This is a genomic window from Amycolatopsis minnesotensis (genome assembly GCF_039529815.1).
GTDB lineage: Bacteria > Actinomycetota > Actinomycetes > Mycobacteriales > Pseudonocardiaceae > Amycolatopsis > Amycolatopsis minnesotensis.
Genome location: NZ_BAAANN010000017.1, coordinates 174,482 through 186,642 on the forward strand (window position 1 = coordinate 174,482; position 12,161 = coordinate 186,642).

At 70.4% G+C, this 12,161-nt stretch carries 13 protein-coding genes and 1 tRNA gene; 11 read left to right on the top strand and 3 right to left on the bottom strand.

Features of this window, described 5'->3' with window-relative positions; genetic code table 11:
• Nucleotides 1-9 precede the first annotated feature (9 nt).
• Nucleotides 10-294: a YiaA/YiaB family inner membrane protein gene (locus ABD256_RS22410; protein ID WP_344422006.1), complete on the top strand. Its 285-nt coding sequence runs from the start codon at nucleotides 10-12 to the stop codon at nucleotides 292-294.
• A gap of 37 nt (nucleotides 295-331) precedes the next feature.
• Nucleotides 332-730: an Imm7 family immunity protein gene (locus tag ABD256_RS22415; RefSeq protein ID WP_344422009.1), complete on the top strand. Its 399-nt coding sequence runs from the start codon at nucleotides 332-334 to the stop codon at nucleotides 728-730.
• Nucleotides 731-755: 25 nt separating this feature from the next.
• Here ABD256_RS22415 and ABD256_RS22420 read toward each other — a convergent pair whose 3' ends face one another.
• Nucleotides 756-1,349, bottom strand: coding sequence for a lytic polysaccharide monooxygenase auxiliary activity family 9 protein (locus ABD256_RS22420; protein ID WP_344422012.1), 594 nt, complete (start codon nucleotides 1,347-1,349; stop codon nucleotides 756-758).
• A gap of 202 nt (nucleotides 1,350-1,551) precedes the next feature.
• Nucleotides 1,552-1,624 (bottom strand) — tRNA-Gly (locus ABD256_RS22425).
• A gap of 185 nt (nucleotides 1,625-1,809) precedes the next feature.
• Between ABD256_RS22425 and ABD256_RS22430 the strand changes: the two genes are divergently transcribed.
• The 3 genes from ABD256_RS22430 (at nucleotide 1,810) to ABD256_RS22440 (ending at nucleotide 4,805) form a co-directional block, all read left to right on the top strand.
• Complete coding sequence (locus ABD256_RS22430) at nucleotides 1,810-3,357, top strand: sigma-70 family RNA polymerase sigma factor (protein WP_344422015.1); 1,548 nt, start codon at nucleotides 1,810-1,812, stop codon at nucleotides 3,355-3,357.
• A gap of 94 nt (nucleotides 3,358-3,451) precedes the next feature.
• On the top strand, nucleotides 3,452-3,901 hold the full coding sequence (locus ABD256_RS22435) for a DUF983 domain-containing protein (RefSeq protein ID WP_344422018.1): 450 nt from the start codon (nucleotides 3,452-3,454) through the stop codon (nucleotides 3,899-3,901).
• 49 nt (nucleotides 3,902-3,950) lie between these two features.
• Complete coding sequence (locus tag ABD256_RS22440) at nucleotides 3,951-4,805, top strand: Fpg/Nei family DNA glycosylase (protein WP_344422021.1); 855 nt, start codon at nucleotides 3,951-3,953, stop codon at nucleotides 4,803-4,805.
• Between the two features lie 33 nt (nucleotides 4,806-4,838).
• Here the strand turns inward: ABD256_RS22440 and ABD256_RS22445 are convergent, their stop codons facing one another.
• Nucleotides 4,839-5,948, bottom strand: a complete 1,110-nt coding sequence (locus ABD256_RS22445) for a serine hydrolase domain-containing protein (RefSeq protein ID WP_344422023.1) — start codon at nucleotides 5,946-5,948, stop codon at nucleotides 4,839-4,841.
• Nucleotides 5,949-6,168: 220 nt separating this feature from the next.
• Here ABD256_RS22445 and ABD256_RS22450 point away from each other — a divergent pair, with 220 nt between their 5' ends.
• The 6 genes from ABD256_RS22450 to ABD256_RS22475 form a co-directional block, all read left to right on the top strand.
• Nucleotides 6,169-7,467 carry a sensor histidine kinase gene (locus ABD256_RS22450; protein ID WP_344422069.1) on the top strand — a complete coding sequence of 433 codons (1,299 nt, stop codon included), beginning with the start codon at nucleotides 6,169-6,171 and terminating at the stop codon, nucleotides 7,465-7,467.
• Nucleotides 7,468-7,485: 18 nt separating this feature from the next.
• On the top strand, nucleotides 7,486-8,331 hold the full coding sequence (locus ABD256_RS22455; RefSeq protein WP_344422025.1) for a S49 family peptidase: 846 nt from the start codon (nucleotides 7,486-7,488) through the stop codon (nucleotides 8,329-8,331).
• Nucleotides 8,332-8,514: 183 nt separating this feature from the next.
• Nucleotides 8,515-9,354, top strand: coding sequence for a LytR/AlgR family response regulator transcription factor (locus tag ABD256_RS22460; protein ID WP_344422028.1), 840 nt, complete (start codon nucleotides 8,515-8,517; stop codon nucleotides 9,352-9,354).
• Nucleotides 9,355-9,359: 5 nt separating this feature from the next.
• Nucleotides 9,360-9,863 (top strand): hypothetical protein, encoded by a 504-nt coding sequence (locus ABD256_RS22465; RefSeq protein WP_344422031.1) that lies wholly within the window; start codon nucleotides 9,360-9,362, stop codon nucleotides 9,861-9,863.
• A gap of 41 nt (nucleotides 9,864-9,904) precedes the next feature.
• Nucleotides 9,905-11,686 (top strand): sodium/solute symporter, encoded by a 1,782-nt coding sequence (locus tag ABD256_RS22470; RefSeq protein ID WP_344422033.1) that lies wholly within the window; start codon nucleotides 9,905-9,907, stop codon nucleotides 11,684-11,686.
• Between the two features lie 305 nt (nucleotides 11,687-11,991).
• On the top strand, nucleotides 11,992-12,161 hold a 170-nt coding region (locus ABD256_RS22475; protein WP_344422072.1), incomplete at its 3' end, for a DUF485 domain-containing protein.

Below are 12,161 nucleotides of genomic sequence, written 5' to 3' on the forward strand. Positions count from 1 at the left end.
CGTAGGAGCATGACGAAACCGTCCGCGCCGACCACCGGCGCCTACTTCGCCCAGGCCGCCGTGTCGTTCACGGTGGCGCTCGCCGCGGTCGCGATCGGGGTGGCCTTCCTGCCGGTGAACGGCTGGGTGCGCGCGTTCCTCGCACTCGGCCTGCTCTACACCGTCACGTCGGCCTTCACGCTGGCGAAGTGCATCCGCGACCGCCAGGAGGACACGTACCTGGTGAACCGCGTCGACCAGGCGCGGCTCGACAAACTGCTCGCCGAGCACGATCCGTTCAAGGAAGCGGTCTGACCGAGGGAGCGGCCTGACCGGCGGCTACCATCACCGCGTGTTCGAGTACCACGGATGGGTGGCGATCGCCGAAACGCCCGGCGCGGAGAGCGATGACGCGTCGCTGAAGCGCACGGTCGAGCGGGTCGGTCGCCGGATGAGTGACCTCGGCGACTACGGGCTGTTGGACCTGCGCTGGCTGAACGGGTCGCCGTTCCTGCACTTCGCCGGTCTGCTGAACCACCGCGGCCGGTGGGGCGACGAGATACTGGACCTGTTCGAGCACACCGGGCGGCTGGCGCCGGGCTCCTACGGGCTGCTGTACCTGCGCGACCACACGGATCCCTTCCAGGGCAACGAGTTCCGCGTCTGCCGGATGGCCAAGGGGCAGGTCACCGAGCACGACGACCCGTTCCTTTCCCCTGCCGTGCCCACGGTGGAGGACGCTCTCGACTGAGCCGTCCTCCCCGCGGGCGCACGGGTCAGAACGTCACGTCGTCACACGAGTAGAACGCGTTCGCGGTGTCGGCGATGTCCCACACGGCGAGGATCAGGTGCCGCCCGGACTTCCCGGCCGGGATCGTCCCGGAGTGCCGGACGTTGTTCGACGGCTGCCTGCCGTTGAACGGCACGGTCAGGAACGGCGCCGGTTCGAGCTGCGCCCTGGTCAGCGGCGCGGCCGGGTTCCAGCCGTTCTTCGTCACGAAGTAGCGGAACGACGTGGTGGCGTGCGCGGCGGTCAGCGTCCAGCCGAACTCGAAGCTCGCGCCGCTGGTCAGCTTGGTGGCGGGCCAGTTGCCGCCGCGCGGGTCGTCGAGCTGGGCGAACTCGCTGTGGTTCGCCGCGCAGATCTTGCCGTCCGCCGGTCCTCTCGCGGGGAAGCCCTTGGGGCCTTCGACGCTCTGCGGCTCCCACTGGATGGAGCCGCAGTTCTTGACGGTGCCGAGCTTGCAGAGGTAGGCCCGGCTCGGCGGGTTCTGGGTGTAGCCGTGGGCCTGTGCGGTGCCGGTGGAGACGAACGTCAGGCCGAGCACGGACGTCAGCAGCACGCCGATGCCGAGTGACTTCCTTCGCATTCCTCACTCCTCACGCTGGGGCCGCCACGCTGCGGCACAAGACAGTGTGAGCCGGTCGAGGAATGGTTTAGACCACCGAGCAGACCAATCAGGGGAACGCGATCTTCCATCCCGCGGCGCAGGCGGCGCGGCATTCGGAGCAAGGGTGGACAGGCAATCCGACAGAATCAAAAAAAGCCCGCGTTTCCGCGGGCTTCTCCGGAGCGGATGACGGGACTCGAACCCGCGACCCTCACCTTGGCAAGGTGATGCGCTACCAGCTGCGCTACATCCGCACACGCGCCGTGTTTCCGACGCGCAGACGAGCTTACACGGCCGGAACCCCGGCCTCCCGCCCCACCCGTCCGGAGGCAACGCGGTTACTCCGGGCGCACAGGGGGTGACGGCAGCGGTTTCGCTCCGTATGGTGTCCCCATTCAACCGAAAGGGTTAGTCCTTCGGGGAGGAGGTGCCTGGCCGGATGACCGAGCAGGCGACGGTGCCGCAGTACGCGCTCACGGGGCAAGACGAGCTGGCCCTGCTCAGACGGCTGCGCTCGGGTGAAGACGCCGCCTTCGGCGAGCTGTTCGAGCTGCACGCGGCCGCCGTGCGCAGACTCGCGCTCGGCCTCGCCGCCGACCGTTCCGAGGCCGAGGACATCACCGCCGAAACCTTCTTCAGGGTGCTGCAGGCGCTGCGCCGCGGCGCCGGGCCGCGCGACCACATCCGCGCCTACCTGCTGACCGTCGCGCGCCGGGTGTCCTGGGAATGGCACGGCGCCCGGCGCGACGTGCCGGTCACCGACGACGAGCTCACCACCAGGGCAGGCGCGGACGCTGACACCAACTCCCGCACCGACGAGCGGAACCTGATCACCACCGCCTTCACGAGCCTGCCGGAGCGCTGGCGCACGGTGCTGTGGCAGACCGAGGTCGAAGGCGAGCAGCCCGCGGTCGTCGCGCCGCACTTCGGGCTCAGCGCCAACGCCACCGCCGCGCTCGCCCGCCGGGCGAGGCTCGGCCTGCGCGCGGCCTACCTGCAGGCGCACCTCGCGGTCGACCGGACCGCCGACGTCGGCTGCCGCGCCGTCACCGAGAAGCTCGGCGGCTACACCGCGGGCAGCGTCACCGGCTCGGAGGCGCGCAAGATCCGCAAGCACCTGATGGGCTGCGCCTCGTGCCGCTCGATGCACGCGGAGCTGCGGGATGTCTGCTCTTCGCTGCGCGCGCACGCCGGGGTGCTGGTGCTGCTCGTGCCCGCTTCCGGGCTCGTGCTCGGCGCCGCGGGAAGCGCGGGCTCCGGCGGCGCCGGCGTCGGGTTCGCCGCCGCCGTCAAGGGATTCCTGGTCGGGTCGAAGATCCAGGTCGGGGTCGCGCTCGCGTCGACGGCCGCGGTCGGCGCGCTCGGCGTGGCAGGCGGCCCGGTGCTGTTCGACCCGCACGGCCCGCACCAGCTCGCCCAGCCGGACCAGGGTGTCCAGCTGCTGCAGATCGCCCCGCCGGGGCCCGGCCCCGGCCAGCTTCCGGTGCCGCCACCGGTGCCGCGCCGCGGCGGCGCCGCGGTGATCGACTTCGTCGCCCCCGCCGCGGCCGGTCCCGCACCGGGCCGCGACCACCCGGCCACCCCGCCCGGCGAGCACCGGCAACTGCCCAGCGAGGCCGTCGTCGGCACCGGGCCCCAGCTCCCCGGTGTGCAGAAGCCGGGCGCGCCGCCGCCGCCGTCGTCACCCGCGTCGTCGCGCACCGGGACGCCGAGGATCGACCCCGGCACCGGCGACCCGGAGCCGACCGGTGACGTCTCGACGCCGAGGATCACCACGGACCCGAGCCTGAGCCCGGACCCGGTCGAGTCGACGAAGCCGAAGAAGACCACCCGGCCGCACCCGAGGCAGACGTCGTCGCCCGCGGGCGGCACTGACGGCGGGCTCCCCAGGGCCGGTGCCGGCACGGATGGCGGGGCCACCGGCGGAACCTGCTCCGGCACGTCGGCTGCGTCCAGGTCGTCCAGCTCAGCCGACTCATCCGGATAGCGGAACCTGCCCCGCCACGACCAGTTCGACCTCGCGTCGGCCCGACCGGTCACGGTACGGTTGACGGGCTCATGCCGTCGCGCGGGAGGACAGGATGAACCGGCTGGTGCAGGGTGAGGACGGCCGGGACTGGACGGTCCGCGCGCAGATGGAGTGGCGCGCGCCGGCCACCGCGGACGGGTCCGACGACTTCGAGCACGACGTCGCGGCCAGCTACGCCCCGGGGATCGGGATGCTGGTCGTCACGCTCGCGCTGATCGCGGTACTGGTGGTGTGGCTGCCCACCGACGTGGTGATCCCGGCTTGGGTGCCGCTCCTGCTGCTGCTGATCATCGTGTTCTTCCCGTTGCGGTGGGTGCTGCGCCGCCCGTGGACGGTGGTCGCCGAGACCGACGGCGACGTCACCGGGGATCACCCGCCGGAGCGCTGGGTCGGCACCATCCGCGGGCTGTTCACCGTCCGCGGCGAGGTCACCAAGATCGCGAAGACGATCGAACGGCACGCGCTGCCCGATTTCGACGGGCCGCTGCGTCCGATGGAATGAGATGATGGCTCCGGGGCGAGCGGTGCGCCCGGGAGTGGAGTGACACGCGATGCCGGAGCTACCCGAGGTCGAAGCGCTCGCACACCACCTTCGCGAGTACGCGGCGGGGCGCACGGTCACCCGCGTCGACGTCGCTTCCATGACGGTGCTCAAGACCGTCAGTCCCGCGTGGACGGACCTGCACGGCCGCGAGGTCACCGCGGCGGCGAGGCACGGGAAGCACCTCGACCTGGTGTGCGGCGATCTGCACCTGGTGACGCACCTGGCGCGGGCCGGCTGGCTGCGCTGGTCGGATTCGCTGCCCCCGGCGCCGCCGAAACCGGGCGGCAAGGGGCCGATCGCGCTGCGGGTGCACCTCGACGGGCCGGGTTTCGACCTCACCGAGGCGGGCACCAAGAAGGGTCTCGCGGTGTGGATCGTGCGCGATCCCGGTGAGATCCCGAGCATCGCCAGGCTCGGCCCGGACGCGCTGGAAGTGGACCGCGCGAAGCTCGGCGAACTGTTCGCGGGCCGCACCGAGCGGCTGAAGACCGCGCTCACCGACCAGTCGCTCATCGCCGGGATCGGCAACGCCTACTCCGACGAGATCATGCACGCCGCGAAGCTGTCGCCGTACTCGACGCCGGGCAAGCTGGACGACGCCGCGCTCGACCGGCTCGCCGAAGCGATGCGGCAGATCCTCACCGATGCCGTGAAACGCTCCGTCGGGCAGTCCGCCGCACGGCTCAAGGGGGAGAAGCGCTCGGGACTGCGGGTGCACGCCCGCGCGGGCCTGCCGTGCCCGGTGTGCGGCGACACGGTGCGGGAGATTTCGTTCGCGGACAAGGCTTTCCAGTACTGCCCGACCTGTCAGACCGGCGGCAAACCGCTCGCCGACCGCCGGATGTCACGCCTGCTGAAGTAGCGCGGGCCCGCCCCTCGACGGGCCCGCGCGACCTCAGCCGCACAAGGCGGCCAGCATGGCGGGTGCCGGTGGCGCCGGCGCCACCTTGCCCACCTTGGTCACATCCGCGCGCAGGTCGTACTTGCTCAGCCCGAGCACCGCCTGGCGCGAGCCGTCGTCGGTGGTGAAGGCCATGCTGTAGTAGCCGGGCCCGGCGCCGGTGCCGCCCCACGCGACGACCTGCCGCCCGCCTGGGCACGGCGCGGTGAGCCGTTCGAGCCCGAGGCCGTATCCGATCGGGCCCTCTTCGAGCACGACCTGCTTCATCCGCGCCAAAGAGTCCGCGCCGACGAGCTTTCCGCCGAGCAGCGCCCGCTGGAACTTCGCCAGATCGTCCACAGTGGATATCACCGCGCCTGCCGTCCAGTCGTAGGACGGGCTGAACACCGTCATGTCCTCGTTCTTCATGTCGTACCCGTGCAGGTGCCTGCCGTGGATGAACGGGTCGTAGCGCGGGAACGTGGTCCGGGTGAGCCCCAGCGGGCCGATCAGCCGGTGCCGGATCTCGGACTCGGCGGTGTGGTGCGTGACCCGTTCGATGATCTTGCCGAGCAGCAGGTAGCCCGTGTTGGAGTACTCGGGTCCCGTCGCCGGAGGGTCCACAAGGGACCTTCGGATCACTTCGTCCGGGGTGTACACGTAACCGCGCCGGTGCTCGTCGAGGTAGGGCGCGAAGAACTCCGGGTCGCGCGGGTCGTGGACGCCGCTGGTGTGGTTGAGCAAGCGCTCGACGGTGATCTTCGAGGCGTCGTAGCCCGGACCGCCGACCACTCCTGGCAGCCAGCGCCGCACACTGTCCTGAAGGGACAGTCGGCCGGACTCGGCGAGCTGGAACACGATGGCGGCCACGAACGCCTTGGTGTTGCTGGCGACGCGGAACCGGTCGCCGGGCAGGGCGGCGCGGCCGGTGGCCAGATCCGCGACGCCCTCGGCGAACGCGCGGTGCCCGGTGCCGGTGCGCTGGTAGGCCACCGCGCCGGGGAAGCCCGCGTCGACGAGGCCGTGCACGGCGGTCCGAAAAGGATCGGTGCCGGCCGCGGCGGGCACCGTGCCCAGCAGCCCGATCGCCACCGCGCCCGCGATCGCCTTCCGCCGAAACCCCATTTCCCGTCCTTCCCCCGGTTACCCGTCGCCGCGTTCGGCGGCGACACCGTCAAACCCTGCCGTGCACCACACCGCGTAGCCATCGGGCGGGCCGCCGGTCGTCCGGTGGGGCAATCCCCACCCTCACTAGACTCGGACCTACCCGAATCCGCCCTCCTGGGGTCACAACTGCACAGAAAGTGGGTAGCAACCCTTGCACCTGGATGGTGTAGCGCAGAGCATTGACGCCGTGTCCGAATGGCCGATCGCGCAGCTCATCCCGTGGGGCGCCTTCGTGGTTGCGCTGATCGTGCTGGTCGTGGTGATCGTGCGCGCGCGGCGGCCGAACAACGTCATCGAGGACGCCATGCTCGAGGCGGTCTACCTGATGTCGAAGGCCACGCCCGACCTGCGCGAGGGGATCGACGGCACCAGCGCGGACAGGATCACTTCGCGCCTGCTCGAACTGCTCAAGTGCGTCGCGGTCGGCATCACCGACGGTGAGGGCACGCTCCTGTCGTGGGACGGCGAGGCGAACGACCACTACGTCGACCTGGTCGAGGCGATCGGGTCGGCGATCCGGAAGGCGCGGCGCGAGGTCGTTGGGCACGAGAAGATGCCGTGCAACCACCGAGGCACCTGCCGGATGCGCACCGCGGTGATCGTCCCGCTCATCGTGGAGAACAGCACCGAGGCCGCGCTGATCGTGGTCGGGAAGTCGCGCGGGAAGCGGATCGTGCAGATGGCCGACGCGGTCGCGCAGTTCGTCTGCACCCAGTTCGAGCTGGCCCGCCTCGACGAGTCCAAGCACCAGCTCCAGCAGGCCGAGATCAAGGCGCTGCGCGCGCAGATCTCGCCCCACTTCGTCTACAACGCGCTGAACACGATCTCCTCGCTGATCCGGACCGACCCGGAAGAGGCGCGCGACCTGCTGCAGGAGTTCGCCGACTTCACGCGCTACTCGTTCCGGACCTCGGGCATGTTCACCTCGCTCGCCGAGGAGCTGCGCAACATCGACCGCTACCTGACGATCGAAAGCGCGCGGTTCGGCGGCAGGCTCGAGGTGCGGCTGAAGATCGCCCCCGAGGTGCTGTCGGTGGTGGTGCCGTTCCTGATCATCCAGCCGCTGGTGGAAAACGCGGTCAAGCACGGGCTGGCGAACAAGCCGACCGGCGGCATGGTCACGGTGACCGCGCAGGACTACGGCACCGAGGCGCTGATCAGCGTCGAGGACGACGGCATCGGCATGGACCCGGTGCGGCTGAAGGAGCTGCGCGATTCGCACCGCAGCGGCGCGCACGTCGGGCTCGGCAACATCAACCAGCGCATGCGGCAGCTCTTCGGCGACGAGTACGCGCTGATGGTGGAGACCGCGCCCGGCGCGGGCATGAAGGTGACGCTGCGGGTGCCGAAGTTCGCGCCGGGCGTCCGCACGAACCTGCCCGACTACTCGTCGTCCCCGGCCGACGTGCCGGAACAGACCCCGAGGGAGACCCCCGCGCAGCCGGGCAGGCACGACAGGGCGGCCCGCCGAGGCTGATGTGCTTAGGGTGGGGGCATGAGCGTGACGGACAAACTGGCCTCCCGTATCCCGGGCCTCGCGGACCGCGTCGACCGGTCGGACGTGGTCGCCGTGGTGAAACTGCACGGCGTGCTCACGCCGTCGCCGTCCCCGCTGGCCAGGGGGGCGATCAACCTCGCCGCCGTGGAGTCGGCGCTGACCCGCGCGTTCGACCACGACCGGCTGAAGGCGGTCGCGCTGCTGATCAACTCGCCCGGTGGCGCGCCGACCCAGTCCGGCCTGGTCGCCGAGCGGATCCGCCAGCTCGCGGACCGCAAGGGCGTGCCGGTGCTCGCGTTCGCCGAGGACGTCGCGGCCTCCGGCGGGTACTGGCTCGCGTGCGCGGCCGACGAGATCTTCGCGCACCGCACGTCGATGGTCGGTTCGATCGGGGTGATCAGCGGCGGGTTCGGGTTCAGCGGGCTGCTCGAACGGTTCGGCGTGGAGCGGCGCCTGCACACCGCGGGGGCGAACAAGTCGCGGCTCGACCCGTTCAGCCCGGAGAAGCCGGAGGACGTCGAGTGGCTCGGGAAAATGCACTCCCAATTGCACGAACTGTTCGTGTCGTGGGTCCGCGAGCGGCGCGGTGACCGGCTGAGCGGGTCCGAGGACCTGTTCTCCGGCGACGTGTGGCTCGGCCAGAAGGCGCTCGAACTCGGCCTCGTGGACGGGATCGGCAACCTGCGCGAGGTGCTGGAGGACCGGTACCCCGGCGCGGAGATCTCGATCGCGGAGCCGAAGCGCCCGCTGCTCGCGAAGCTCGGGCTCTCGGCGCCCGCGGCGGCGTCGGCGATGCTCGACGCGGTGAGCCAGCGCGCGGTGTGGTCGCGTTTCGGCCTGTGAGTCGCCCGGATGGCGGCAGACATCGGGCCGCCGGTGAGCTTCCCTTGAGCCGAGTCACTTTGTTGCAGCTGGCAACAAAGTGCCTGGCGCCGCCGCGGGTTGTTCGGCGCGGCACAGCTCGCGGCGGTGCCGTCTTCCTGCGCGCCGTGCTGCCTCTGGACATTGCGGCGTGCAATGGGCAGGATGCGAGTCACTGTGAGTGCTCACGATGACACCCCAGACCCCAGGCAGCTCCTCGTCCTCGCCGTGGACGATGAGCCACACGGGCTTGCCGAACTCGCGCACTGCCTGACGAACAACGCGAACGTCCGCCGGGTGTTCAGCGCGTCCGACGCGTCCGAAGCGCTGCGCATGCTGTCGACGGACGACCCGGAGGTCAAGCGACGACGCGAGCGCGGGTACCCGGCGATCGACGCGGTCTTCGCCGATCTCGAGATGCCGGGACTGTCCGGGATGGAGATGTCGCGCGTGTTCGCCGCGCTCGATCCCGCGCCGGTGCTCGTCTTCGTCACCGGGCACGCGCACGAGGCGGTCAACGCGTTCGACCTCGGCGCCGTCGACTACGTGCTCAAGCCGTGCCAGCAGGAACGGCTCGACCGCGCGGTCAAGCGGGTCGTCGAGAAGCTGCTGAGCAACCCGATCGCCGAGGCCGTGCCCGGTGCCGAGCCGGTGAAGAACGACGACGAGGTCATCCCCGTCGAGCTCGCGGGCACCACCAAGCTCATCCCGCGGTCCACCGTCCGCTGGGTCGAGGCGCAGGGCGACTACGCGCGGCTGTTCACCACCGAGGGCAGCCACCTCGTCCGCATCCCGCTCGCCCAGCTCGAAGAGCGGTGGGAGAAGGCGGGATTCGTCCGCATCCACCGCTCGTTCCTGGTCGCGCTGCCGCTGATCACCGAACTGCGCATGGGCCAGGGCGGCTACCAGGTCGTGATCGGCAACGAGGAAAAGGTCCTGCCGGTGAGCAGGCGGCACACCCGTGAGCTGAAGGACCGGCTAGTCGGTTCCGCCCGGAACGGGTAGGCGTGGTGGCCGCCGACGAGTACCAGCGCCGGGTCGACGGGGTCCGCGAGCCGGACCCGACGCTCGGCAAGAACCTGCCGCCGCGCCCGCCGCCCGCGGTCGAGCCGGTACCGCCCGCGCCTGCCCCGCTGACCCCGGCGCAGCCGGTCAAACCGCCGCGGCGCCAGCGGGTCGTGCTCGCCGATCCCCGGCAGGGCACCACGACCCTGCGCGCGCGGGTCGAACTCGAGGAGCAGACGAGCTGGGGCGAGCTGCTGATCAAGGACCTGGTGAAGGCGCAGCTGCGCACCGGGCTCCTGCTCGCGCTCCTCGTGGTGGGCGTGCTCGGGTCGCTTCCCGTGCTGTTCTTCTTCCTGCCGGGGTTCGCCACCGCGTCCGTGATCGGCGTGCCGGTGCCGTGGCTGCTGCTCGGCGTCGTACCGTTTCCCCTGCTGTTCGGTGCCGGGCTCTGGTACAACCGGCTCGCCGAACGGCACGAACGTGACTTCGTCGACATGATCGAGAGCTAGACCTCGGCACTGCCGAGGAGCCAGGTGCGAGGATCTCCGTTGTGCAGCTGAACCCGTGGGCGCTGGTGGCGATCGTCATGGTCGCGGCCGTCACCTACCTGCTCGGGCACCGCTCGTCCCGGTTCGCCACCACCACGCACGACTTCCTGGTCGCCCGCCGGACCGTCCGCTCGCGCCGCAACGCCGCCGCGATCTCCGGCGAATACCTTTCCGCGGCGTCGTTCCTCGGTGTCGCCGGCGTCGTGCTGAAGGACGGCGCCGACGCGTTGTGGTACCCGATCGGGTTCACCGCGGGCTACCTGCTCCTGATGCTGTTCGTCGCCGCGCCGCTGCGCCGGTCCGGGGCCTACACGCTGCCGGACTTCGTCGAAGCGCGGCTCGAATCCCGTTCGCTGCGGCGGCTTTCCACCGCGTTCGTGGTGTTCATCGGCGTGCTCTACATGGTGCCGCAGCTCCAGGGCGCCGGGTTGTCGCTGGCGATCATCCTGCCGACCCCGGCCTGGCTCGGCGCGATCGTGGTGACGATCCTGGTGGCGCTCAACGTGATCGGCGGCGGCATGCGCGCGATCACCGTCGTGCAGGCGTTCCAGTACTGGCTCAAGCTGTTCGCGATCGCCGCGCCCGCGTTCGCCCTGTGCGCGGTGTTCTGGACCGGCGGCACACCGGACGGGGCGACCCCGCTCGCCGCGCCGACTTCGCCGGTGTTCCTCGAAAACGCGCACATCGACGTCAAGACGAACGTGCGGCTGCAGGTCGACGACCTGACCGCGGTGCGGGTCCGCGATCCCGGTGCCACCGCCGACCACGAGGCCGTGTGGCTCGCGCACAGCGAGCACGAGGTCGCCGAAGGGACCATGCTCACCTTCCCGGCCGGTGCGTCGGTGCCGGTCGTCACGGGCGCGCCGGTGCACAACGACAACTGGCTGCGGCCCTCGTCGAGCGGGACGGACGACCTGCTCAGCACCTACTCGCTGATCTTCGCGACCTTCTTCGGCACGATGGGCCTCCCGCACGTACTGGTGCGCTTCTACACCAACCCGGACGGCAAGGCCGCGCGCCGCACCACCGTGCACGTGCTGTTGCTGCTCGGCCTGTTCTACCTGTTCCCGACCATCCTCGGCGCGCTCGCGCGGATGTACGTGCCGAAGCTGCTGGTGTCGGGGCAGACCGACGGCGCGGTGCTGCTGCTGCCGTCCGCGATGATGCCCGGCGTGCTCGGGCAGATCGTCGGCGCGGTGGTCGCGGCCGGGGCGTTCGCGGCCTTCCTGTCCACGTCGTCGGGGCTGCTGGTGAGCGTGGCCGGGGTGGTCTCCACGGACATGCTTCCCGGCCGGGTCAAGGACTTCCGGCTGGCGACCGTGCTGGTGATCGCGGTCGCCGCGACCCTGGCGGTGGTGCTGCGGCCGCCGGACATCTCGATCAGCATCGGGATGACGTTCGCGCTCGCCGCGTCCACGTTCTCCCCGCTGCTGGTGCTCGGGATCTGGTGGCGCGGGCTGACCTGGCCCGGCGCGATGGCGGGCATGATCACCGGCGGCGGCTCCGTGCTCGGGGCGCTGGTGTACAACAACGCCTGCTCCTACACCGGCTGGTACATGCCGTGGTGGTCCGAGCAGCCCGCGATCATCACCGTGCCCGCCGCGTTCGCGGTGACCGTGCTGATCAGCCTCGCCACCCGGAAGCACCTCCCGGTCGACGTCAACCCGATCATGCTCAGGCTGCACGCGCCGGACCCGCTCGGGTTCATGCGCGACCGCGCGGTGGCCCGGTTCGGGCAGGCCGAGGAGAAGGTGCGGATGGGCAAGGGGCGGCACCGCAAGTAGCCGATCAAGGGCGGGTAATCGCCGGGTACAGAGGACCCGGATGGCGGTTCCCCTACGCGCTGTGAACCGGCGAGGACCGCGATTTTCTCAATCGCGATAACAAGCGGACATAACGTCCGATCTTGATCACTCCTCGATACACGTTCAGTAATCCTATTCACTCAAACGGATTACACGCGCTCGACGGGTATGAGGGGCATGATCTCCGTATTGCTCAGGTAATGAACGTTCAACGAGTAAGGCGGATCGGTGCATCACTCGACAGGTTGGTGTCAAGGCCCGATCGGAGCACGAGGAGGGTCGCGATGAGTGCGACGGAACAGGGCCTCGACGACGAGTCCACAGCGGACACCAAGTGGGAAGAGGTTCAGGCGAGCCCGGAGTTCGTGGAGTTGCGTCGTCGGTTGCGGGTGTTCGTGTTCCCGATGACGGTGGTGTTCGTGGTGTGGTATTTGGCGTATGTGCTGCTGGCGGA